At 41.9% G+C, this 25,559-nt stretch carries 20 protein-coding genes; all 20 read left to right on the top strand.

The features are described from left to right. Window positions 1–415 precede the first annotated feature (415 nt). The 20 genes from pyrH to lepA all read left to right on the top strand — a co-directional run bounded on the left by pyrH (window position 416) and on the right by lepA (window position 25,373). Entirely contained in the window at window positions 416–1,138 is a 723-nt protein-coding gene (pyrH, locus tag FD50_RS03180) for a UMP kinase (RefSeq protein WP_056960210.1), read from the top strand. A gap of 5 nt (window positions 1,139–1,143) precedes the next feature. Next, the gene (frr, locus tag FD50_RS03185; RefSeq protein ID WP_054756365.1) at window positions 1,144–1,707 is read left to right on the top strand and encodes a ribosome recycling factor; all 564 of its coding nucleotides are present in this window, start codon (window positions 1,144–1,146) and stop codon (window positions 1,705–1,707) included. Window positions 1,708–1,893: 186 nt separating this feature from the next. Further along, window positions 1,894–2,673 (top strand): isoprenyl transferase, encoded by a 780-nt coding sequence (locus FD50_RS03190; RefSeq protein ID WP_056960212.1) that lies wholly within the window; start codon window positions 1,894–1,896, stop codon window positions 2,671–2,673. A gap of 10 nt (window positions 2,674–2,683) precedes the next feature. Further along, the gene (locus FD50_RS03195) at window positions 2,684–3,469 is read left to right on the top strand and encodes a phosphatidate cytidylyltransferase (RefSeq protein WP_056960214.1); all 786 of its coding nucleotides are present in this window, start codon (window positions 2,684–2,686) and stop codon (window positions 3,467–3,469) included. A gap of 28 nt (window positions 3,470–3,497) precedes the next feature. Next, window positions 3,498–4,775 (top strand): RIP metalloprotease RseP, encoded by a 1,278-nt coding sequence (gene rseP / locus FD50_RS03200; protein ID WP_056960215.1) that lies wholly within the window; start codon window positions 3,498–3,500, stop codon window positions 4,773–4,775. Between the two features lie 45 nt (window positions 4,776–4,820). Beyond that, window positions 4,821–6,545 carry a proline--tRNA ligase gene (locus FD50_RS03205; RefSeq protein WP_054756359.1) on the top strand — a complete coding sequence of 575 codons (1,725 nt, stop codon included), beginning with the start codon at window positions 4,821–4,823 and terminating at the stop codon, window positions 6,543–6,545. 92 nt (window positions 6,546–6,637) lie between these two features. Further along, window positions 6,638–10,972: a PolC-type DNA polymerase III gene (locus FD50_RS03210; RefSeq protein WP_056960217.1), complete on the top strand. Its 4,335-nt coding sequence runs from the start codon at window positions 6,638–6,640 to the stop codon at window positions 10,970–10,972. Between the two features lie 144 nt (window positions 10,973–11,116). Beyond that, the gene (gene rimP, locus FD50_RS03215; protein WP_056960219.1) at window positions 11,117–11,590 is read left to right on the top strand and encodes a ribosome maturation factor RimP; all 474 of its coding nucleotides are present in this window, start codon (window positions 11,117–11,119) and stop codon (window positions 11,588–11,590) included. A 25-nt stretch (window positions 11,591–11,615) separates the two neighbouring features. Continuing rightward, the gene (gene nusA / locus FD50_RS03220) at window positions 11,616–12,728 is read left to right on the top strand and encodes a transcription termination factor NusA (RefSeq protein WP_056960221.1); all 1,113 of its coding nucleotides are present in this window, start codon (window positions 11,616–11,618) and stop codon (window positions 12,726–12,728) included. 16 nt (window positions 12,729–12,744) lie between these two features. Further along, window positions 12,745–13,050 (top strand): RNase P modulator RnpM, encoded by a 306-nt coding sequence (rnpM, locus tag FD50_RS03225; protein WP_054756353.1) that lies wholly within the window; start codon window positions 12,745–12,747, stop codon window positions 13,048–13,050. Next, the gene (locus tag FD50_RS03230; protein ID WP_056960223.1) at window positions 13,037–13,351 is read left to right on the top strand and encodes a L7Ae/L30e/S12e/Gadd45 family ribosomal protein; all 315 of its coding nucleotides are present in this window, start codon (window positions 13,037–13,039) and stop codon (window positions 13,349–13,351) included. Before rnpM ends, FD50_RS03230 begins: the two co-directional genes overlap by 14 nt. 66 nt (window positions 13,352–13,417) lie before the next feature. Then, window positions 13,418–15,760, top strand: a complete 2,343-nt coding sequence (infB, locus tag FD50_RS03235) for a translation initiation factor IF-2 (RefSeq protein WP_056960224.1) — start codon at window positions 13,418–13,420, stop codon at window positions 15,758–15,760. Between the two features lie 30 nt (window positions 15,761–15,790). Beyond that, window positions 15,791–16,147: a 30S ribosome-binding factor RbfA gene (gene rbfA / locus FD50_RS03240; RefSeq protein ID WP_056960226.1), complete on the top strand. Its 357-nt coding sequence runs from the start codon at window positions 15,791–15,793 to the stop codon at window positions 16,145–16,147. Window positions 16,148–16,458: 311 nt separating this feature from the next. After that, a complete protein-coding gene (truB, locus tag FD50_RS03245; RefSeq protein WP_056960228.1) occupies window positions 16,459–17,385 on the top strand; it encodes a tRNA pseudouridine(55) synthase TruB in 927 nt (308 codons plus the stop codon). Window position 17,386: 1 nt separating this feature from the next. Then, window positions 17,387–18,328, top strand: a complete 942-nt coding sequence (ribF, locus tag FD50_RS03250) for a riboflavin biosynthesis protein RibF (RefSeq protein WP_056960230.1) — start codon at window positions 17,387–17,389, stop codon at window positions 18,326–18,328. Window positions 18,329–18,440: 112 nt separating this feature from the next. Continuing rightward, window positions 18,441–19,475, top strand: coding sequence for a heat-inducible transcriptional repressor HrcA (gene hrcA / locus FD50_RS03255; RefSeq protein ID WP_054756349.1), 1,035 nt, complete (start codon window positions 18,441–18,443; stop codon window positions 19,473–19,475). Between the two features lie 15 nt (window positions 19,476–19,490). Continuing rightward, window positions 19,491–20,117, top strand: coding sequence for a nucleotide exchange factor GrpE (gene grpE, locus FD50_RS03260; protein WP_056960232.1), 627 nt, complete (start codon window positions 19,491–19,493; stop codon window positions 20,115–20,117). Between the two features lie 28 nt (window positions 20,118–20,145). Further along, the gene (dnaK, locus tag FD50_RS03265; RefSeq protein ID WP_056960234.1) at window positions 20,146–22,002 is read left to right on the top strand and encodes a molecular chaperone DnaK; all 1,857 of its coding nucleotides are present in this window, start codon (window positions 20,146–20,148) and stop codon (window positions 22,000–22,002) included. Between the two features lie 258 nt (window positions 22,003–22,260). Then, a complete protein-coding gene (dnaJ, locus tag FD50_RS03270; protein ID WP_056960236.1) occupies window positions 22,261–23,388 on the top strand; it encodes a molecular chaperone DnaJ in 1,128 nt (375 codons plus the stop codon). A gap of 158 nt (window positions 23,389–23,546) precedes the next feature. After that, complete coding sequence (lepA, locus tag FD50_RS03275; protein WP_056960238.1) at window positions 23,547–25,373, top strand: translation elongation factor 4; 1,827 nt, start codon at window positions 23,547–23,549, stop codon at window positions 25,371–25,373. The last annotated feature ends 186 nt before the right edge of the window (window positions 25,374–25,559 follow it).

Here is a 25,559-nt window from a genome sequence, read left to right on the forward strand (position 1 = left end):
AATCCCAGAACGATTTTCGACAATCTCTTTTATTTTAGAGGACTTTTGTCACAGCCCCTCTTTTATTCCGGATAAACGTGTTCCATAAGTCAAAATTCTCCGTCTAACTTCGAATTACTCATAGCGAAGTACTCGCTATGTTCATAATTTCGAGTTAGCACTCAAATTTTCCCGACTTATGTCACACTCTCCCTTTTTTTGAAAAAAGCACCGCTGCTTTTTATCATTTTCAGAAAAATGAATTGATTATTGAAAAAATGTTCAACATAAAAAGCAAGCATAATTGTTAAGTGTTCCTTTTCTTTGCGTGTATGTCCGCGATAAAATATATTCAAGAAGTTGAAAATATGGTAAAATAACTTTGAATGTGTTCACGACGCACTTTGAAATAGTATCGATTAATAGGAGGAACATCATGGCAGATGTCAGGTATAAACGTGTGATTTTGAAGTTAAGTGGAGAAGCTCTTGCTGGTGATCAAGGAAACGGGATTAACCCTCCTGAGATCAGAAAAGTGGCTGAAGAGATCAAGGAAGTCTATCAATTGGGAGTTCAGATCGCAATTGTAGTTGGCGGTGGCAATATGTGGCGCGGTGAATCCGGAGCCCAGATGGGAATGGAGCGCTCACAGGCGGACTATATTGGAATGCTTGCAACAGTTATGAATGCTCTTGCATTGCAAGATAACCTCGAGTCCTTGGGTGTGCCCACAAGAGTGCAAACCTCAATTGAGATGCGCCAAATTGCAGAACCGTATATCAGGCGCAAAGCCATTCGGCATTTAGAGAAGGGCAGAATTGTGATCTTTGCTGCTGGAACAGGGTCACCATACTTTTCAACTGATACAACTGCGGCTTTACGGGCTTCTGAAATTAATGCAGATGTGATCTTGATGGCTAAGAATGGAGTCGACGGCATTTATTCTGCTGATCCACAAAAAGATCGTGACGCGGTTAAGTTTACTGAATTAACGCATCTTGACATTATTAGCAAGGGCTTGCACGTCATGGATACAACTGCTTCTTCGTTGTCGATGGATAATGATATTCCTTTGGTAGTCTTCAATATGAATAAGAGTGGAAATATTAAGCGCGTAGTTGAAGGAGAAGCAATTGGGACAACAGTGAAAGGAAAATAAAAATTATGAAAATCAATGATTCACGCATTAAGGATGGTCAGGCACGGATGACTAAAGCTGAAGAAGCTTTTCAAAAAGAATTAGGAAATATTCGTGCAGGACGTGCGAATGCAAGCCTACTTAACCGTGTAATGGTAGATTATTATGGTGCTCCAACTCCATTAAATCAAATTGCACAAATTACTATTCCAGAAGCACGGGTGCTCTTGGTGACACCCTATGATAAATCAGCACTGCAAAATATTGAACATGCAATTCTGGCTTCTGATCTTGGAATCTCGCCTGCAAATGACGGTTCAGCGATTCGATTGGTGATTCCGCAGTTGACGGAAGAACGCCGCAAAGAAATTGCTAAGCAGGTTAAGGCAGAATCTGAAAAGGCAAAAGTTGCGGTGCGGAATGTGCGCCGGGATATTATGGATGAATTAAAGAAAGCTGAAAAAAATGGTGAATTGACGGAAGATGATCTGCACGTGTTGGAAGAACAGGCGCAAAAAGTGACAGATGCTTCCATCAAGAATGTTGAAAAAATTCAGAGTGTCAAAGAAAAAGAAATTCTGGATGTATAATTAGAAAATTCAACTGTTGATCGGACAGTCAAAACAACAACGAGGCGGCATCGTCGAACTTTGCACGGATCTAGCAGATAAACATTTAAGCTGTTTGTTGGGTGCGTAGGTTTCACGGAAATGCAATTTTGCCTCGTTGTTCCTTTTTTGCTAGAATAAGTTTTGGACTTAAATGGAGGTGGACCCTTGTTCTCAAAATTTATTAATAACAATCGTTCTGTTTCTAAACAGTTAGACGAACTTGATCCCAAACGAATACCCAACCATATTGCCATAATTATGGATGGAAACGGTAGATGGGCACAAAAAAGACATTTGCCGCGGATCGCGGGACACAAGGCAGCGTTGACAACAGTTAAGAAAGTAACTGTCGCGGCAAGTGATCTGGGAGTTAAGGTCTTAACCTTATATACTTTTTCTACAGAAAATTGGAAAAGGCCAAAAAAGGAAGTTGATTTCTTAATGACCTTACCGATTAATTTCTTTGATACTTTTGTGCCTGATCTGATCAAGAACAACATTCAGGTGCGCACAATTGGTGAACTTACTGCCCTTCCGCAAGAAACACGCAAAGCAGTGGCACGTGCCTGCGAACAAACTGCTAAAAATGACGGCATGATTTTGAATTTTGCTATTAATTATGGTGGGCGCGCTGAGTTAGTTGCCGCTGCGCAGACGCTCGCTGCGAGCGCGGTTAAAGGTGAGCTGGAACCAACTCAAATTACAGAAAAAGATTTCGCGCACGCTTTAACGACAGCTAAGTTTGGTGCATATGCTGATCCGGATCTGCTGATTAGAACAAGTGGGGAAGAGCGTATTTCCAATTTTTTATTGTGGCAGATTGCGTACAGTGAATTTGTTTTTACGGATGTATTATGGCCTGATTATACACCGCAGACCTTGTGGGAAAATATTTATGAGTATCAAAATCGGAACCGGCGTTTTGGCGGTTTGAAAAAGGAGTAGTTTAGAGATTATGAAACAACGTGTTTTAACAGCGGTAATTGCACTGCTGGTTTTCATTCCTCTTGTTTTGATCGGGGGAGTGCCATTTGAAATTCTTGCTATCTTGTTAGGCATGATTGGTTTATCTGAAATCTACATTATGCGTAAAAAGCTGCTGGTTTCGCCTGAAGCTGTTTTGGGTGTGCTAGCTTCCTTAGCGTTATTAGTGCCGCAAAGTTGGCTTTCATTTTTACCAGATACCAGTACACGTTACACGCTTTTTTATTTTTTAGTTTTACTCTTGCTAGTGTATACTGTGTTTACACGCAATCGCTTTTCATTTGACGATGCTGCAGTTTTAATTTTGGGGATTATCTATACTGCAGTCGGTTTCCGTTTCTTAATGACAGCGCGTGCTGCGGGAGTTTCAACTATTTTTTATCTACTCTTAACAGTTTGGGCCACAGATAGCGGTGCATACATGGTGGGAAGAAAATGGGGCAAGACTAAACTTGCTCCCCATATAAGCCCTAATAAAACTTGGGAAGGTTCCATTGGGGGAGTGATTGTGGCGTTGATAATCGGGGCAATCTTTACGTTTTATTTCCCACAAAGATATTCGCTGGTGTCGATGCTTTTGATGACGCTGATTCTCGCAATTGTAGCTCAATTTGGAGATTTAGTTGAGTCTGCACTGAAACGTTACTACGGCGTGAAAGATTCAGGTAAGATTTTGCCAGGACACGGGGGCATCCTTGATCGCTTTGATTCACTGCTGTTTGTCCTACCATTTGCACATTTTATTGGCTTGATTTAATGAATTTATGAACTGAGAGGATACCGACATGCTGCTTACAATTGTGACATTTATTATTGTTTTTGGAATACTGGTTCTTGTCCATGAATTTGGTCATTTTTACTTTGCAAAAAAGGCCGGTATCCTAGTGAGAGAATTCTCAATTGGAATGGGCCCTAAAATTTTCGCATATCAGAAAAAGGCCACCACGTACACGATTCGTATCCTGCCGTTAGGGGGATACGTCCGTATGGCGGGACTTGAGGAAGATGATGAAGCTTTAAAACCAGGAACATCTGTCAGCCTTTTGCTGGACGATGCTGGGGTTGTTGAAACTATTAATACCAGTCACAAAAAAACTTTAATGAACGGGATTCCGGTTCAACTGGTTAAGTGGGATCTTGAAAATGAACTCTGGCTTGAGGGTTATGAAAACGGCGATGATGAGCAGTATCGTCATTTTAAAGTTTCTCATGATGCTTCAATCATTGAAGAAGATGGAACAAAAGTCAGAATTGCACCGACAGATGTTCAGTTTCAATCGGCTACGTTATGGCAAAGAATGTTGACCAATTTTGCAGGGCCACTCAACAATTTTATTTTGGCAATCGTTGCTTTTACACTGGTGGCAGTTTTACAAGGCGGAGTGACATCGACTTCTAATGTCGTCGGTAATTTCACTGAGAATTCGGTAGCGCAAAAAGCTGGGATGCAAAAAGGGGATCGCGTGGTTAAAGTAGAAAACGCAAGAACCTCTTCTTGGCAGAGCCTAGCAACTGCAATCAGCAAAGGTGCTGGTAAAAAAACGACACTGACCATCGAAAGAAAGGGTCAAACAAAGCAGTTGCAAGTTGTTCCGCAAACTAAAAAACAGAACAAACAAAATGTGGGGTATATTGGAATTGAAGCGGCTGTGCACCACGAAAAATCGTTTTGGGCGATTGCAACCTATGGCTTCTCGCAGACCTGGAATCTAACAGTTGCGTTGTTGAGTGCGATTGTGGGTATGTTCACGCATGGGTTTAGCTTAAATGATTTAGGCGGCCCGGTTGCAATTTATTCCTACACTTCGGAAGCAACTAAGTATGGGTTAATTAGTGTTATTAACTTATTAGCGTTTCTTTCACTGAATTTAGGGATTGTTAATCTGCTTCCGATTCCAGCGTTAGACGGTGGTAAGTTAGTGTTGAATGTGATTGAAGGAATCAGACACAAGCCGCTTTCGCAGGAAAAAGAAGGGATCATCACGCTTGTGGGTTTTGGTTTCCTAATGTTATTAATGATCTTAGTTACTTGGAACGATATTCAACGTTATTTCTTTAATTAATATTATGGGGCGTGTGCTGCGTCGTTAAGTTAAAAGGGGATTTTTATGAAACAGTCAAAGTTATTAATACCAACTATTAAGGAAGTACCCAGTGATGCGGAGGCACTAAGCCACAAGATGATGCTGCGTGCCGGGTATGTTAAACAAATTTCTGCCGGAATGTATGCCTATCTGCCACTTGCTTTCCGGGTCTTAAAGAAGATTGAAAAAATTATCAGAGAGGAAATGGATCAAATTGATGCAGCAGAGATGCTGGTGCCTGCCGTTATTCCTGCTGAGCTTTGGCAAGAGTCAGGCAGATACGTCACCTATGGTCCAACAATGTTTAAGTTACAGGATCGGCACGAGCGCGATTTTATTTTAGGACCTACACATGAGGAAACCTTTACTGCTATTATTCGTGATAGCCTTAAGTCCTATAAAAAATTACCGCTGACATTATACCAAATTCAGATGAAGTATCGCGATGAGAATCGTCCGCGGTTTGGACTTTTGCGCGGCCGTGAATTCTTAATGTTTGATGGCTACTCATTTCATGCAGATGATCAGAGTTTGAATAAAGTCTATACTCAAATGGAAGGTGCCTATCAGAAAATTTTTGAACGTTGTGGATTAAACTTCCGTGCGATTATTGGTGATGCGGGCGCAATGGGAGGCAACGATTCGAAAGAATATATGGCAATTGCTGATATTGGTGAAGACACAATTGCTTATTCTGATGAAAGCGGATATGCTGCAAATCTTGAAATGGCTCGCAATTTACGGAATGTTAAGCCTTCACATGAACCTGAAAGAGAGCTGGAAAAGGTTTCCACTCCAGGTGCAAAGTCGGTTGAACAAGTCGCTGAATTGCTGAAAGTCGAAACTGGCGCAGTCATTAAAACTTTGTTGGTACTGGCTGATCAAGAGCCGGTAATTGTACTATTACGCGGAACTGATGAACTCAATGAAGTCAAGCTCACTAACTTTTTGGGTGCTGCAGATGTCCGCTTGGCAACCGATGCAGAGGCAGTTCAGTATCTGGGAGCAGATTTTGGTTCATTAGGTCCGGTCGCAATTCCAAAGGAAATTCGTGTGATTGCTGATCTGGATATTGAAAAGATGCGTAATAGTGTAGTTGGTGCTAACGAAAATGACTTTCATTTGATTAACGTCAACGTTGGACGTGATTTTGAGGTTGCTGATTATACAGATCTACGGTTGGTTAAAGCCGGTGAGTTGTCTCCAGATGGTGAGGGACGACTCAAATTTACCCGCGGAATTGAAATCGGACATATTTTCAAGTTAGGAACGCGCTATTCAGATTCACTGAAGGCCGATGTGCTGGACTCAAATGGGCGTCAGATACCTGTGATTATGGGTTGCTATGGTATTGGAGTTTCACGCTTGCTGTCGGCGATTATTGAACAAAATTGCGATGAGAATGGAATTATTTGGCCGCGCAATATTGCACCGTTTGATGTGCATGTCGTTCCCGTCAATGTCAAGCAGGAGATTCAGGTTAAACTGGCTGAAAAGATTACGACACAGCTGGAAGAAGCAGGTTACAGCGTTTTGCTTGATGATCGGAAGGAAAGACCAGGTGTTAAGTTTGCAGATTCTGATTTAATGGGAATGCCGGTGAGAGTTACAGTTGGTAAGAAGGCTGAGGAAGGAATTGTTGAGGTTAAATTGCGGCGTAATGGAGAGACAGTCGAGGTTCGACCAGAAGAACTTGAAAATGCAATTTCGATTTTGCTTAAACAAGAAAAGAAAGAAAAAATTCTATAAATGAAAGATTAAATACTTAGTGTTTTTAGGAGGCTGAAATGAATGAATAATTTATTCCAGCCTTTTAGAGCTATCAAAGAAAGGAAAAACGAATGGAACTTGATAAAAAGACATTGTTTCAAAAATTGCTGGCGCAGTTAAACTGGGAACCGACAGCTGAACAAAATAAATACTTTGAAACGACAGAAATTACAAAGGTTGAAATTCATCGTCTTTCAAAACGCTGGGAGTTTAGTCTTAGAACCCAAAAGGTCTGGCCATTCGCTCTTTTCCAAGTTTTTTCGCAAAAATTACACACAGGCTTCTCTGAGATCGCACAAACTGATCTTAAAATACAAGCGACTGAGCAAGTGCTTGACAGTAAAAGAATTGCTGAGTATTGGGAGTGGGTTGTTAAAAACTGTGGAGTACATTCGCCTTTTGTGCAGGAACTCAAAAATGGGATGGTGCCCTATGTTGAACAAAAACGTGTTTTACTGCTAGCAGAAAATGAAATTATCAAGCATTTTCTGGTTAATCAGGCTTTAGGCCCGATTGAGGAGACCTATCAGCGGGTGGGGTTCCCGCAATTTGCAATTCATACGTTAATAGATGAGTCAAAGTCACAGCAAAAAATTGCTGAATTTAAGCAGGAAAAGGCCAAAAATGATGCGAAATTAGCACAAAAAGCCGTTCAAGCAATTCAACAGCAGAATCAAAAGAAAGAAAACAGTCCAGTTAAAATTGAAGGGCCCGTGACGCTTGGCAGGAAGATTGATGCCAAAGAACAGCCGCGACAAATGAACGATATTACGGAGGAAGAGCGGTCAGTTATCGTTCAAGGATATATCTTTGACAAAGAGGTTAGAAGTCTGCGCTCATCTCGCAAATTGTTGATTATTAAAGTTACAGATTATAGTTCTTCGCTGGTAGTCAAAAAATTTTCACGTAACGAAGAAGATGAAGCTTGTTTTGATGCCATTCAAGAAGGGCAATGGGTAAAAATTCGTGGAAATGTCCAAGAGGATAGTTTCTTACGTGATTTAGTATTGAATGCATTTGATATTAACCAGATCAAGCACGAGCAACGCAAGGACTCGGCTCCTGCTGATCAGAAACGAGCGGAACTGCATCTGCATACAAATATGAGTATGATGGATGCAACTAACAGTATTACCGCTTACGTTGAACAGGCTGCTGCATGGGGACAAAAGGCAATTGCAGTTACAGATCATGCCACTCTACAGGCTTTTCCGGAGGCTCATACTGCCGGTCAGAAAAACAATGTTAAAATTCTTTATGGAGTTGAAGCTAACGTTGTAGATGATGGCACCCCAATTGCTTATAATGAGCAGCATGTTTCTTTAAAAGATGCAGTCTATGTTGTTTTTGATACTGAAACGACGGGACTTTCTGCTCGCTTTGATAAGGTAATCGAGCTTGCTGCCGTGAAAATGCAGCATGGGGCAGTCTTAGACCGCTTTGATGAGTTCATTGACCCGGGACATCCATTATCAAGAACAACAACTGAATTGACCAGCATTACTGACGCAATGGTCAGAGGTTCAAAGTCGGAAAAAGAAGTTTTTGAACTTTTCCAGGAATTTTGTCAAGATAGTATCATTGTTGGGCATAATGCGACTTTTGATGTCGATTTTATGAATACTGGATATCAAAGACAAGGCCTGCCATTGATCGCAAACCCGTGGATTGATACTTTGCCATTTGCCCGCTTTTTGTATCCTCAGTTAAAAGGATTTCGACTGAATCGCTTGGCGAAAATGCTGAACGTTGAGCTTGAACATCACCATCGTGCGATTTATGATGCTGAAGCAACTGGCTATATTTATTTTGCAATGCTTAAAGAGGCTCAGGCAAAGTACCAAATTGAGTTTTTAGATCAATTGAATGCGCATGTAGGAGAACATGGTGCTTATAAGCATGAACATCCGTTTCACGCCACAATTATTGCAGCAACTCAAGCGGGTTTAAAAAATCTCTTTAAATTAGCCTCGATTTCAATGGTCAAATATTTTTACCGCGTGCCACGTATCCCGCGCTCGGTCCTTGTCAAGTATCGAGAAGGTCTGATTATAGGCTCAGCCTGTGCAAGTGGTGAAGTCTTTACTGCCATGATGCAAAAGGGATTTGCTGAAGCAAAAGAAAAAGCGCGTTTTTATGATTATCTGGAAGTGCAGCCCAAGCCCTTATATGCACCTTTAATGGAACAAGAACTTGTTAAAAACGAAAAAGATCTCGAAGAAATCATTAAGAATATGGTTGAATTGGGCGAACAGTTACAATTGCCGGTTGCCGCAACGGGCGATGTCCACTTCTTAAACAAAGAGGATGCTGTTTACCGTAAAATTTTGATTCATTCACAGGGTGGGGCTAATCCGTTAAATCGTCTTAAACAGCTCCCTGATGCCCATTTCAGAACGACGGATGAAATGCTGGCAGAATTTAGTTTTTTAGGCAAACAAGCGGCTCAAAAAGTAGTTATTACTGGACCAGACGAGATTGTCAACATGACTGCTGAAATTTCACCAGTCAAAGATAAGCTGTATACCCCTAAAATGCCCGGAGCAGAAGACGAGATTCGAAATCTTGCGCTGAACCAAGCGCACAAATTGTATGGTGACCCATTGCCAAAGATTGTACAGGCACGTTTGGACAAGGAGCTCAAAAGTGTAATTGGTAATGGTTTCTCAGTAATTTATTTGATTTCACAAAAGTTGGTATATAAGTCAAATAAGGACGGCTACTTGGTTGGTTCACGTGGTTCTGTAGGCTCAAGTTTAGCAGCCACGATGACCGGAATTACAGAGGTTAATCCACTGCCGCCGCATTACCGTTGTCCTAAGTGCCAGTGGAGTCACTTTTATGAAAAGGGAGAATATGGTTCGGGATTCGATTTACCAGATAAAAATTGTCCAGAGTGTGCAACTCCTTTAATTAAGGATGGGCAAGATATTCCGTTTGAGACTTTCCTTGGGTTTTATGGTAACAAGGTTCCTGATATTGATCTTAACTTTTCGGGAGACTATCAGCCGGTTGCACATAACTATACTAAAGTGCTGTTTGGCGAAGGAAATGTTTTTCGGGCAGGGACAATTGGAACTGTTGCGGATAAAACTGCTTATGGTTATGTTAAAGCCTATGAAAGAGATACGGAACAAACTTTCCGTAATGCTGAAGTAGATCGACTGGCAAAGGGGGCAACGGGTGTTAAGCGGACTACTGGGCAACATCCTGCTGGAATTTTAGTTGTCCCGGATTATATGGATATCTATGACTTCACGCCAATTCAATATCCGGCTGATGACTTGAATGCAACTTGGAAAACAACGCATTTTGATTTTCATTCTATTCATGATAATATTTTGAAATTAGATATTCTGGGTCACGATGATCCTACGATGATTCGAATGTTGCAAGATCTTTCAGGTGTCAATCCGAAATCAATTCCAACCGATGATCCGGGCGTCATGCAGCTTTTTTCTGGAACTGAGATTTTAAAGGTCACGCCTGAGCAAATTGGTTCGAATACGGGAACGCTGGGAATCCCTGAATTTGGAACCCGCTTTGTACGTGGAATGTTGGAGGAAACTAAACCAAAGACATTTGCAGAGCTGCTCAAGATTTCTGGACTGTCGCATGGGACCGATGTTTGGTTAGGAAATGCCGAAGAGTTGATTAAAAATGGAACGGTTACAATGCCGGAAGTAATTGGTTGTCGTGATGATATTATGATGGATTTGATCCATATGGGAGTCGAAGCTGACCGTGCGTTCAAGATTATGGAACATGTGCGTAAGGGTCGTGGCATTCCCGATGACTGGCAAGCTGAGATGCGCGAGGCCAAGGTTCCAGAATGGTATATTGGTGCTTGTCTTAAGATCAAGTACATGTTCCCGAAAGCACATGCGGCGGCCTATGTGCTCATGGCGCTGAGGATCGCTTACTTCAAGGTCTATTTTCCGCTCTTGTATTACTCTGCTTATTTTAGTGTGCGCGCCGATGATTTTGATTTGCTTGCAATGTCGCGCGGTAAACAGGCTGTTAAAGATGCGATGAAAGAAATTACTGATAAAGGGATGGACGCTTCTACTAAAGAGAAAAATTTATTGACTGTTTTGGAGCTTGCTAATGAGATGCAAGAACGCGGCTTCAGCTTCAAAATGGTTGATCTCCAACATTCGGCTGTTTCAGACTGGTTGATCAAGGACAATTCCTTGCTTGCGCCATTTGACGCAATGCCAGGCTTAGGGACGAATGTTGCTAAGCAGATTGTTGCAGCGCGCGAAGAAAAACCATTCCTTTCAAAGGAAGATCTGGCTAAGCGTGGTAAGGTATCGAAGACCTTGATTGATTATATGACGGAAAATCATGTTTTAGATGAATTACCTGATGAAAATCAATTAAGTTTGTTTGATTCAATGTTTTAGACGTTAGGATTAGCTTGCTGTTCAGAATTTTTCATGTTATAATGGTTAATGGAATTAGATAACTCGTTGAGAGTGAGCAGCAATGCTCGCTCTTTTTATTGCAACTGCGAGCGTGTATCAGAATTGTAAAAAGGAGGTCAGTTTGTGAGTACCGTTGTAAAGACAGTTACCGAACTGGTGACACCTATCTTAGAAGAAAAAGATTTTGAGTTAGTAGACATTGAATTTGTGAAGGAAGGCAAAAGCTGGTATTTACGTGTTTTTATTGATAAACCAGCCGGAATTAACATTGAGGAGTGTGCCTTGGTAAGCGATCAGCTTAGCGAAGCCCTTGACAACTGTGATCCAGACCCGATTCCGCAAGCGTATTACTTGGAAGTTTCATCTCCAGGGGCTGAACGACCACTAAAAAAACAAAGTGATTTTGAGCGTGCCGTGCATAAATATATCCATGTTTCGCTTTACCGACCGTTAAATGGGACGAAGGTCTATGAAGGAACATTGGTAGAACTTAGTGATCAGTTCTTGAAGTTAGAGTATATGGATAAGACACGTAAAAAACAAATTGAAATTCCTCGCGATCAAGTCGCAAAAGCGCGTTTGGCTATCAAATTTTAGAATTCGTTAAGGAGTTAAGGTAAGAATGAGTAAGGAACTGTTGAATGCCTTAGATGCATTAGAAAAAGAAAAGGGTATTAAAAAAGAAGTTGTCGTTGAGGCCCTCGAAGCAGCGCTTGTCTCAGCATATAAGCGTAATTATGGCCAAGCGCAAAATGTCGAAGTAGAATTTGATAAGAGTGTTGGAGATATACATGTTTTTGCTGTTAAAGAAGTTGTCGAAGAGGTTTTCGACTCGCGCCTGGAAGTCAGTCTGGAAGAAGCTACCCAGATTAACCGTGCTTATGAAGTTGGCGATACAATTCGTTTTGAAGTTACACCGAAACATTTTGGACGGATTGCAGCGCAGACAGCTAAGCAGGTAATCATGCAGCGTGTGCGTGAGGCTGAACGTGGAATTGTGTATGACGAATATATTCAGTACGAAAATGAAATTGTGACCGGTGAAGTTGAGCGGCATGATCATCGTTATGTGTATGTTAACTTGGGCAGAGTCGAGGCGGTACTTTCACATCAGGATCAAATCCCTGGTGAAGAATACCAACCGCACGATCGCATTAAAGTTTACATTTACAAAGTTGAAAATACCGCAAAGGGTCCACAAGTATTCGTTAGTCGTTCACACCCAGATTTGCTTAAACGGCTTTTCGAACAAGAAATCCCGGAGATTTTTGATGGTACGGTTGAGATCGTTTCAATTGCACGCGAAGCTGGAGATCGGGCAAAGGTGGCAGTTCGTTCAAATAACGCAAGTGTTGATCCTGTTGGCACCTGTGTCGGTCCACGCGGAGAACGCATTCAAACCATTGTGAATGAATTGAAGGGCGAGAATATGGATGTTGTTGAATGGAATGAAGATCCTGCTGAATTCATCGGTAATGCGCTGAATCCGGCAGAAGTTTTGGATGTTCATTTTAATCCTGAAAATGAACGGGCCTGCACGGTAGTTGTTCCAGATGATCAGCTCTCGTTAGCGATTGGCAAACGTGGGCAAAATGCACGGTTAGCTGCAAAACTAACGGGTTATAAAATTGATATCAAGTCTGAGTCTGATTATGCACAGTTACAAGATGAACTGGCGGCTAAGGTTCAGCAAACTGAAGCATCAGCAGCAGACAATCACGAAATTGAGGATTAGAAAGGGATGATCAGACATGGCGCGAAAGCGGAAAGTACCAATGCGTAAGGATATCGTCTCGGGTGAAATGAAACCCAAGAAAGAATTAGTGAGAATCGTAAAAAACAAGGAAAATGACGTCAGCATCGATCCAACTGGCAAAAAAGCAGGACGTGGTGCCTACCTTTCCTTAGAAGTTGCGGCAGCTAAGCAGGCGCAAAGTGAGCGTGTTTTTGATCAAGCTTTTGGAATAAAAATTCCGGCAGAATTTTATGAAGAGTTAGTGCAGTACGTAGACCATCAGGCTGCGCGCAAGGAGCTTTTCGGCGATGGGGCAAAGTAATAGTGAGCAGCAACGCGTTTTACAATTGCTGGGGCTTATAAGGCGGGCTGGTCAGCTCGTAACCGGTTCAGAGTTAGTGTTGCGCGGAATTCAAAAAGAACAGGTTAACTATGTTTTTGTGGCAAGTGACAGCTCCGCAACTACACGTAAGCAATTTACGGACAAATGCAATAGTCACAAAATTGAACTTAGCTTTGACTTCAACCGGACGCAACTTAGCGTAGCAATCGGGATTCAACGTTCTGTTGTGGCAGTTACAGGGAAAGGCTTCAGCAAAAAAATCGCGCAATTATTAAAGTGAATATCTGAAGAAGTTTTAGGCTGTTCTTTTACGATTTAGGAGCAGTTGAGATTGGAGCGTGAATGTATGGGAAAAAAGCGAATTTATCAATTGGCTAAAGAGCTGAACATCAGCAGTAAAGTGGTGATTGATGTTGCTCGACAAAAGGGGTTTACAGTCAGCAATCACATGTCGACGATTGGTGAGAATGAGGAAAGACAGTTACGTGAAAGTCTTTCGCAACAGCGTGGGAAAAAAGCTGTTAAAAATAATGCACCCAAAAATGAGCATCAGAAAAAAGATGTGCAGCGGCAAGCCCCAAGCAGTAATAAACAAATAAATCAGAATAAAGAGGCAAAACCAATTCAAAAACAGGCAAATAACAATCATAAGAGTGAACAACAGCGGACTACAAAGAAAACAACAACGCAGCAGCCACGTACTACGGCTGCAAAACAGGAAAATACGCGCAACAACAAGTCTCAACAAATGAGCACACAGACCTCTGGTTCGCGCTCAAGCGCAAATGAACGTGGGCAAAAACAGCGTTACGGTCAAAATAATTTTAGCCGAAATCGCTTTGGCAATAAAAAGAGACGTAAAAATCGCAAAAATGCACGTTATCAAGAAAGCAAGAAACCTGCAGTTCCACCACGTAAAAGCAGACCATTACCAGAAACGCTCGTGTATACTGTGGGGATGAATGTCGCTGAGATTGCGAAAAAAATTCATCGTGAACCTGCAGAAATCATTAAGAAACTCTTTATGATGGGTGTGATGGTTAATCAGAATCAGTCACTAGACAAGGATACGCTTGAGATTCTTGCAGCAGACTATGGCATGAATGCCACAGAAAAAGTTGAAGTTGATGTGGCTGACATTGATAAATTTTTCGAAGAGGAACAAGAGAATACAAAGCATGCTGTGATTAGACCACCTGTTGTAACTATCATGGGACACGTTGACCATGGGAAGACAACTTTGCTGGACAAGTTGCGTCACACACATGTCACTGAAGGTGAAGCTGGAGGAATTACACAGCATATCGGGGCTTATCAAGTTAAACATGACGGCAAGACAATTACCTTCTTGGATACGCCAGGACATGCGGCCTTTACAAATATGCGTGCCCGTGGAGCTGATATCACAGATATTACTGTATTGGTGGTGGCAGCTGATGATGGTGTGATGCCACAGACAATCGAAGCTATCAACCATGCTAAGGCTGCAAATGTACCAATTATCGTGGCCGTTAATAAAATTGATAAACCCGGTGCAAATCCTAACCATGTAATGGAACAATTAGCTGAATATGAATTGATCCCTGAAAACTGGGGCGGTGATACGATCTTTGTTGAAATTTCAGCTAAATTTGGTAAAAACTTAGATGAATTGCTGGATATGATCTTACTGGAAGCTGAGGTTCTTGAATTACGTGCCAATCCGAAGCAACATGGAGCAGGCTCTGTGATTGAGGCTCGTTTGGATAAAGGTAAAGGGGCAGTTGCCTCACTTTTGGTCCAACAGGGAACTTTACATGTTGGAGACCCGATCGTTGTTGGCAATACCTTTGGTCGTGTGCGGACGATGATCAATGATAAAGGGCAGCAGATTACTAAGGCCACGCCAGCTACGCCTGTTGAAATTACAGGCTTGAGTGATGTACCTGATTCAGGGGACCGCTTTGTCGTCTTTGATGATGAAAAGACAGCAAGGTCAGCTGGTGAGGAACGTGCTAAACGGGCCTTAATGAAAGAACGCAGTAATACTCATCATGTGACGCTCGACAACCTGTTTGATTCTCTTAAAGAAGGCGAATTGAAGGAAGTCAATGTGATTATTAAAGCTGATGTTCAGGGCTCTGTTGAAGCGCTTGCCGGAAGTTTGCAGAAGATTGAAGTTGAAGGTGTTAAGGTTAACATTATTCATGAAGCAGCAGGAGCAATTAATGAAAGCGATGTGACCTTAGCAGAGGCCTCAAATGCGATTATTATCGGCTTTAATGTTCGCCCAACACCGCAGGCTAAGAATCAGGCTGAAAATGATAAAGTTGACATTCGTCTCCATCGGGTTATCTATCAAGCAATTGATGAAGTTGAGACAGCGATGAAAGGGATGCTGGAGCCTGTTTACGAAGAAAAAGTTACGGGACAAGTTGAAATTCGTGAGACATATAAAGTCTCAAAGCTGGGCACAATTGGTGGTGGATATGTTACAGAAGGATATATTCAGCGCGATAGTGGAGTTAGAATTATTCGTGAAGGCATCGTAATTTACGAAGGGAAGCTGGCCAGCTTGAAGCGTTTCAAAGATGATGTTAAGCAGGTCAAACAAGGCTTTGAATGTGGTATCATGATTGAAAAGTACAATGACATTAAGGTCGGAGACCAAATTGAAGCTTTCATCATGCAAGAAGTTCCAGTTGAATAAAAAGTGTCCTTTAAGTAAGGAGGAGACGCAATGGCACAAAATTATCGAGTTGGTCGTTTATCTCAAGAGATTCAAAGAGAAGTGACAGACATTTTAATGAAACGAGTTCGTGATCCAAGGGTACAAGGGGTCACAATCACCGGGGTAGATGTCACCGGTGATCTACAGCAAGCAACAATTTATTACAGCATTCTTTCAGAGCTTGCTTCGGTGGGTGAAAAGACACAAATTGGTCTGGAAAAAGCAACTGGTTTGATCCGCAAAGAACTAGGGGCCCGGCTGAGCATCTATGTGACACCTGAGATCCAGTTTGTTCGGGATCGTTCGGTCCAGTATGGTGATCGCATTGACCAATTGTTAAACGATCTTAAACGCCCTGAAAAATAAATGATTAGTAATGAAGTTGTCTGTCTGGAATTTAGGCTGGTGATGAAAATTGGTAGCACATCAAGACAGAGAAAAATAACTAGAAACTGTCCCCAAGTCTGAGCAAGTGGTCTGGAGTTTTTATTCAGACTAAGGGACAGAATCAAAGACTAGTTTGAAAATGTTAAGAAGTGCCAGCAATGCTGAAACTGCGCTTCTATTAACTAACCGGATGGACTTCAAAATAAAAAGGGCTGAAACAAAACTTTTGTTTTGTCACAGTCCCTTTTTTTAGCGTTGTTTTTACTCTATTTCAAAGCGGAGGGTTATGCATGAATGGCATCTTGCCTTTATATAAAGAACGTGGAATGACAAGCAACGATTGTGTGTTTAAATGTCGTAAAATCTTTAAGATGAGAAGAATTGGACATAGTGGGACATTGGATCCGACGGTTGATGGGGTTTTGCCAATTTGTATTGGTAGTGCTACTAAGGTGGTTAATTATCTAATGGATTCAGGCAAAATTTATACGGGAGAGATTACGCTGGGATTTGCGACCACGACTGAGGATTTAGAAGGAGAGCGGGTGGCGCAACAAGACATTACGACACCCTTTAATGCAGCTGAGATAGCAGCGGCAATGAATAAATTGACAGGTGAAATGATCCAAATTCCGCCCCTCTATTCAGCAATTAAGGTCAAAGGTAGACGACTCTACGATTATGCGCGTGCAGGGGATCCAGTTGAACGCCCCAAACGTAAAATCCAGGTAGATTATTTCAAGCAAGTCAAGCCACCGGTTTTTGATGCGGAGAAAAAAGAACAGCGTCTTTATTTTGAAGTAGGCTGCGGTAAGGGAACGTATATCCGGACACTGGCGGTGGACCTCGGAAAAAAGTTGGGAGTGCCAGCTGTCATGTCTGATTTAACAAGGCTTGCAAGCGGTGGCTTTACAATTGGGCAGGCAATTACTTTGGAACAGTTGCACAAGGCAGCCGACGATGGTACGCTTTCACAGTACTTAGTAGATGCCGATCATGCGTTACGGAAATTTCCGCACCATTCTTTGACAAGTGCGCAATGGAAAAAGGTTAAAAATGGGGGCTTTTTAAGTGAAGCAGAGCTGAAAGACTGTTTCCCAGCTCCACAGGTTGTATTAATGAATTCCGGGCGTGCACGCTGCATTTATCGGTTAAATTTAGAGAAAAACAGATATCAACCTGAACAAATGATTGATTTAGCTGAAGGAGAGCATTAACGTGCAAATAATTAAGTTAGAAGAACCATTTGACAAAGCACAAATTCCGGCTGGCTCAGTTGTGCTTGCGTTGGGCTTTTTTGACGGAGTTCATCGTGGACATCAGGCGGTAATTGAGACGGCACGGCAAGAGGCCAGAAAACGGGGAGTTAAGTTGGCGATTATGACTTTGACACCACATCCTTCAATTATCTTCCAGCATGTTCCCCCTGAAAAGGTAACTTATTTGACTTCCCTTGAACGCAAATTGCAGTTGTTCGCCCGTTTTGGAGCAGAAATTGCATATGTGGTTGCGCTCAACAGCCAGGTAAGTAAAATGGGACCGCAAGAATTTGTCGATAAGTATATGGTGGGTTTGCATGCACAAGCAATTGTTGCTGGAGAAGACTATACTTATGGAACTGAAAAGATTGCAAATATGGAGTTATTACCCCAATATGCCCAAGCGCGTTTTGCCGTAATTAAGGTCAGACATCTGAAGCAAATGGGGCAAAAAATCAGTTCAACCAGAATCAGAACCTGCTTAGATCACGGACAGATCACGCAAGCAAACCATTTGTTGGGGTATTGTTATGAAAATGATGGTGTGATTGTTCATGGCAAGCAGGTTGGGCGCACTTTAGGTTTTCCCACGATTAACATTTCAGTTGGTCAGGGTGAGCGTTTGCCGGCGGAAGGAATTTACGCCGTCAAAGTCCGGCTTTTAGGGAAAACAGTTGACGGGATGGCTTCAATTGGACGCAATGAAACCTTCGGCAGCAATAATGCTCCTACCTTGGAGATCAATCTATTGGATTTTTCTCAAATGGTTTATGGAGAACATGTTGTCGTGCAATGGCATCAATATCTGCGTGGTCAAGTTAAATTTCCAAATGCTCAAGCACTGATAGTGCAGTTGAAAAGGGATGAAAAAAATGTCCGCGCATATTTTGCGGCAAAATAATTTGTTTACTTGCGATAATAAAGCGCCATTTCTTGACATATTTTAAGAGTTCTTGTATATTAATAATTGACTTAGCACTCTATGATGCTAAGTGCTAATCGAGGTGATTGAATTGCTTACAGAAAGACAGTTATTGATTCTTGAAGCGATTATTCAAGATTATACCAATGCTGGAAGACCGGTTGGGTCTAAATTTTTGGAGCAGCAATTGCCGATGAATGTCAGTTCAGCAACGATTCGAAATGAAATGGCGGTCTTGGAGCATCTAGGCTTTATTGGTAAAGAACATTCTTCCTCAGGGAGGGTGCCTTCATTGAAGGGGTATCGATACTATGTTGATAATCTTGTCAAACCTGATGAGATTGATCAAAATGAGATCGAGAGCATTCGTTTGTCACTTGACAGTAATTATTACAAGGTTGATGAAATTATCAAGGAATCAGCCAAGATATTGTCTGAGATGACTAACTACACGGCAATTACGTTTAAGCCGGAGGTTAAGAATTTGCGCTTTCAAGGATTCAGAGTGCTTCCCTTAGGTAATCAGCAAGTCATGATGATTCTGATTACAAGCGATGGAAATACCGAAAGTCAGCTGTTCAATCTCCCGCGGGATCTCAGCGGAGATGAAATTGAGGCGGTTATCCGCGTCATTAATGATCGAATTGTTGGATTGCCACTTGATCAGGTGATTGCGCGGCTTCACGAGACACTTCCGTTGCTATTGCATTATGTGCAGCATCCACTTGGATTTCTTGATATTTTTGGGAGTATTCTTGAAAGGTCAGCCCAAGAACAGTTTTTTGTTGGAGGAAAGCTGAATCTGCTTAACTTTGTTGGTGACGGAGATGTTGAACAAATCAAGAAGTTATATTCTCTGATCGAGCGTTCGGATGACATTAACGAGCTGGTGGGTAACTCAGGGCAAACGATCCAGGTTAAGATTGGCGATGAGCTGACGAATAGTTCACTAGCCAACTACAGCCTGATTTCAGCAACCTATGATGTTGCCCAACATGGTCAAGGATTAATTGCTTTATTAGGTCCGACAAATATGCCGTATTCGAAGATGATTGGCTTAATGCGTGCCTTTCGTGAGGAATTAACGCGGAAATTGTTGGATTATTACCATTTATACGAGGAATAGAAAAGGGGTGTTTGTTTGTCAAAGAAGAGTGAAAGCAGCGCGCAAGCAGATTTGCAAACTGATGAAAAGGTAAAAAAAGCTGAGCCAGTTGTTGCTGAAGACCAGCATGAACAATCTGCACCAGCCGCAGAAAAAGATGCTGAAAACAGTTCAGAAAAGAAACCGGCTCAAGAAAAAAAGGTTGACTACCAAAAGCTTTATACTGAGTTACAGCAAAAATACGATAAATTAGAAGATAAGTATTTAAGAGCAGAAGCTGAGATGGCCAACATGCATACCCGGTTTAAAAAAGAGCAGGAAAAGCTTTTGAAGTATGATGGACAAGGCCTTGCTAAAGAGGTTCTGCCAGTAATCGATAACCTTGATCGCGCTTTGAAGATTGAGGTTACTGATGATGCTTCTAAGCAACTGAAGCATGGAATTGAACTGGTTCATCAAGATATGGAAAAGGCTTTGGGTGCCAACCACGTTACAAAAATTAAAGCACTTGGTCAAGCGTTTGATCCTGTCATTCATCAAGCTGTGAAAACAGTTCCGGTTGAAAAAGGACAAAAGCCTGAAACTGTTGTGGAAGTTTTCCAAGATGGTTATATGTTAAAAGATCGTGTGTTGCGACCAGCGATGGTTGTAGTCGCACAGTAAAAATAAATTAAAAGAGGTTGAGGATAATATGTCAAAGATTATTGGTATTGATTTAGGAACGACCAACTCTGCAGTTGCTGTTCTTGAAGGAAAAGAAGCCAAGATCATCACAAATCCAGAAGGTAATCGGACTACTCCATCCGTTGTTTCATTTAAAAACGGCGAGACTCAAGTCGGTGAAGTTGCCAAAAGACAGGCAATCACAAATCCAAACACAATTTCTTCTATTAAGCGCCATATGGGAGAAGCTGGGTACAAGGTCAAAGTAGAAGATAAAGAGTACACTCCTCAAGAAATTTCAGCAATGATTCTTCAGTATATCAAGGATTACGCTGAATCATACTTGGGTGAAAAAGTTTCGCAAGCAGTTATCACGGTTCCTGCATACTTTAACGATGGTCAGCGTCAAGCAACAAAAGATGCTGGAAAGATCGCTGGGTTGAAGGTTGAAAGAATTGTCAATGAACCAACTGCGGCAGCTTTAGCATATGGTTTGGATAAACTTGACAAGGATGAAAAAATTCTTGTTTTTGACCTTGGTGGTGGAACATTTGATGTTTCGATCCTCGAATTAGGTGATGGCGTGTTTGAAGTTCTTTCAACTAATGGGGATACGCATTTAGGTGGAGACGACTTTGATAATAAGATCATTGACTGGTTGGTTTCTGAATTTAAAAAGGAAAATGGGATTGATCTTTCAAATGATAAGATGGCAATGCAGCGTTTGAAAGACGCAGCTGAAAAGGCTAAGAAAGATCTTTCAGGAATTTCAACGGCACAAATCAGTTTGCCATTTATTACTGCTGGTGAGAATGGTCCCTTGCATTTGGAAAAGACACTTTCACGTGCCAAATTCGATGAATTGACGGCAGATCTTGTAGAACGGACAAAAGTGCCAGTTCGCAATGCTTTAAAAGATGCAGGATTAGCTAACAGTGATATTGATGAAGTTATTCTTGTAGGTGGATCAACGCGTATTCCAGCTGTTCAAGAAGCAGTTGAAGCTGAGACAGCACACAAACCAAACAAGACTGTCAACCCAGATGAAGCAGTTGCATTAGGGGCTGCAATTCAAGGTGGCGTGATTACTGGGGATGTTAAAGATGTTGTATTACTTGATGTTACCCCGTTATCACTTGGAATTGAGACCATGGGTGGGGTCTTCACTAAGCTGATTGATCGGAATACAACGATCCCGACAAGCAAGTCTCAGACCTTCTCGACAGCTGCTGATAACCAACCAGCTGTTGATATTCATGTTCTCCAAGGTGAACGTCCAATGGCTGCGGACAACAAGACACTTGGCCGCTTCCAGTTAACGGACATTCCACCGGCACCACGTGGTGTACCACAGATTGAAGTTAAGTTTGATATCGATAAGAACGGGATTGTAAATGTTTCGGCAAAAGATCTTGGAACAAACAAGGAACAAAAGATTACAATCAAGAGTTCTTCCGGTCTTTCTGATGAAGAAATCGAACGTATGGTTAAAGAAGCTAAAGAAAACGAAGCAAATGATCAGAAACGTAAAGAAGAGGTCGACTTGAAGAATGAGGTTGATCAATTACTCTTTACAACTGATAAGACTTTGAAAGAAGTCAAAGGTAAAGTTTCTGACGATGAGATTAAAAAAGCTGAAGAAGCTCGCGATGCGTTGAAGAAGGCCCAAGAAGCTAATAACGTTGAAGAAATGAAGACTAAGAAAGATGATTTGAACAAAATCATTCAAGATCTTTCGGTTAAACTCTATCAACAAGCACAGCAAGCTCAACAAGCTCAAGGCGGAGCAGATCAAAAGACTGATCAGACCGCAAAGGGTGATGATGGAAAGACAGTCGATGGCGACTTCAAGGAAGTTAATCCCGATGATAAGGATAAGAAATAGTCATTGCGCAGGTTAAACCGAAAGAAGGAAGATGTGACAGAAGTTAAGCATTCTTGCACACAGTGAATGATAAGTGTAGTCCGAATTGACTGCGATAAGCACGAGTGGTTGGCTGAGAGGAAGCGACTTTCTGAAACATTTCGATCGGTTTTATAGAAGGGCTGCCACAAAACATCAGTTTTGTCACAGCCCTTTTTATTTAACTTGCAGTATGGTACGCTTTAGTTTAGAAAAACTTCTTATGCATGGAGGAAAATAATGGCAGAAATCAGAGATCCATATGAGGTTTTGGGTGTATCGAAAGATGCTTCTGCTGCTGAGATCAAGAAAGCCTATCGCAGACTTTCTAAAAAATACCATCCTGATTTGAATAAGGAACCTGGTGCTGAAGAAAAATTCAAACAAGTTAATGAAGCTTATGAAATTCTGAGTGATCCGCAAAAGAAAGCTCAGTTTGATCAGTATGGTTCAATGGGCGGTCAGCAAGGCTTTGGTGGTAATTATCAAGGCGGTGGCTTTGGCGATTTCGGCGGCGGTTTTGAAGACATTTTCAGTTCGTTTTTTGGCGGTGGAAGTGGCAGTCGAAATCCAAATGCACCACGTCAGGGACGTGATTTGCAGTATGAAATGGACCTAACATTTGAGGAAGCAGTTTTTGGTAAAAAGACAAGTATTCAATATACACGTGAAGCACTTTGCAAAACTTGTAGTGGGAGTGGCGCAAAACCTGGGACTTCACCAGAGACTTGTTCCCACTGTGGTGGTAGTGGCTTTATGCGCGTAAAACGTGCAACCCCGCTAGGACAGGTTGTTACACAACAAGAATGTGAGTATTGCCATGGAAAGGGCAAGATCATTAAAGAAAAATGTTCAACTTGTCATGGTTCTGGTCATACGCAAGAAAAACATGAGGTTGAAGTTTCAATTCCTGCTGGAGTAGAAGATGGCAACCAAATGCGCTTGCAAGGACAAGGCGAAGCGGGTCAAAATGGCGGTCCTTATGGTGACCTTTATATTGTCTTCAATGTTGCACCTAGCAAAATCTTTAAGCGTGACGGAGCACAAATTTACTTCACTATGCCGATCAGTTTTGTTCAAGCTGCTTTGGGTGATGAAGTTGATGTTAAGACTGTGCACGGTGATGTTAAATTGAAGATTCCTGCAGGGACTCAATCAGGGACTGTCTTCCGTTTGCGCGGTAAAGGAGCACCGTTCTTGCGTGGCAAGGGGACTGGTGATGAAGAAGTCACTGTTACTGTAGCTACGCCTAAGGACTTAAATCAGAAGCAAAGAGAAGCACTTAAGGCATTTGCGGAAGCAAGTGGTGAAAAAGTACGCGGTGAAGAATCGCTTTTCGATCGGTTCAAAAAGCGTGCAAAGCGTTAGTTAATAAAACTAGTAAAAAATCAAGGCTTTGAAAGACTTGCTATTAAGGCAGGTGTTCAAAGCCTTTCTTTTTGGAGCGGGTAAGTGCGTTGTTTTTGGAGAATTGCATTGGTATAATTAAACAGAGTAGATTTCGAGTAGGAAAGTAGGAAATTTGAATGGATATTGAGAAATTGCAGGAGCGTCAGAAAAGGATTCGTAACTTTTCAATTGTCGCGCACATTGATCATGGAAAGTCGACCCTTGCAGATCGGATTCTCGAGCTGACCGAAACCGTCTCTAAGCGTGAGATGAAGGATCAATTGCTGGACTCAATGGACTTAGAGCGCGAACGCGGGATCACGATTAAATTAAATGCGGTGGAGCTTCACTACCATGCAAAAGATGGAGAAACTTATATCTTTCATTTAATTGATACCCCGGGCCATGTTGATTTTTCATATGAAGTGTCACGCAGTCTGGCAGCTTGCGAAGGTGCTGTACTGGTAGTTGATGCTGCACAGGGGGTTGAGGCACAGACACTGGCGAATGTTTATTTGGCATTAGATGATGAACTTGAGATTGTTCCGGTGATTAATAAAATTGATTTGCCAGCTGCACGACCAGAGGAAGTGCGCCAAGAAATTGAAGATGTAATTGGACTGGATGCTTCAACGGCTGTGTTAGCAAGTGCTAAAAAAGGAATTGGGATCGAAGAAATGCTGGAAAAAATTGTCCATGATGTCCCTGCACCTGCTGGAGATCTACAGGCTCCCTTGAAGGCTTTAATTTTTGATTCAGTTTATGATGATTATCGCGGCGTAGTCCTGAGCATTCGTGTTTTTGAAGGAATTGTCAAACCAGGAGACCGCATCCGACTAATGAATAGTAAAACGGAATACGAAGTCACAGAAGTTGGCGTAAATTCGCCTAAGCCTTTAAAGCGTGATTTGCTGATGGCAGGTGATGTCGGCTATCTTACTGCAAGTATCAAAGATATCCAGGATACTCGGGTTGGTGATACGGTTACTTTAGCAGACAGGCCTGCTGCAAAAGCACTTGCAGGGTACCGTGAGATGAATCCAATGGTTTATTCAGGACTCTATCCAACTGATAATGCAAAGTATAATGACTTGCGTGAAGCATTAGAGAAACTGCAGTTAAATGATGCTGCATTAGAGTTTGAACCTGAGACATCACAGGCGCTAGGCTTTGGTTTTCGGTGCGGGTTTTTAGGACTTTTGCATATGGATGTTGTCCAAGAACGGCTGGAGCGCGAGTTCAATATGGAACTGATCACAACTGCACCAGCTGTGACCTATGACGTTGAGTTGACAGATGGAACACATAAGTCGGTTTCAAACCCTGCAGAAATGCCAGAAACTTCTAGTATTAAACTCATCAATGAACCTTTTGTGAAAGCGACAATTATGGTGCCAAATGATTACGTTGGGGCTGTCATGGAACTTTGCCAGCATAAACGTGGTAACTTTGTTACGATGGAGTATTTGGATGAATATCGTGTCAATGTGATTTATGAGATGCCGTTATCAGAGATTATCTTTGACTTCTTTGACAAGTTAAAATCAAGTACTAAGGGTTATGCCTCACTTGATTATGATTTGGATGGTGAGCGACCGGGTGATCTTGTTAAGATTGATATCTTGCTAAATGGAAGTAAGGTTGATGCGCTTAGCTTTATTACACATCGTAAGTTTGCAGCGCAAAGAGCACGGGTAATTACCGGGAAGTTAAAAACGATTATTCCGCGTCAGAGTTTTGAAATTCCGATTCAAGCGGCCATTGGAGCTAAGATTATTGCGCGTACGAATATTAAGGCATATCGCAAAGATGTTACGGCAAGAATTCATACAGGGGACCCGGATCGCCGTGCAAAGCTCTTAGAGAAACAAAAGCGTGGCAAGAAAAGAATGAAAGCAGTCGGGACTGTAGAGGTGCCGCAAGAGGCATTTATGGCAGTTTTAAAGACCGATGAAGAAAATTAAAAGCTACTAAATGATTAGAGTCCATATAAAAGAGGGGAGAGTGTGACATAAGTCGGGAAAATTTGAGTACTAACTCGAAATTACGAACATGCGAGTACTTTGCTATGAGTAATTGGAAAGTCAGACGGAAGATTTTGACTTATGGAACACGTTTATATGGAATAAAAGAGGGACTGTGACAAAAGT

Source organism: Liquorilactobacillus satsumensis DSM 16230 = JCM 12392, from assembly GCF_001435195.1.
Lineage (GTDB): Bacteria > Bacillota > Bacilli > Lactobacillales > Lactobacillaceae > Liquorilactobacillus > Liquorilactobacillus satsumensis.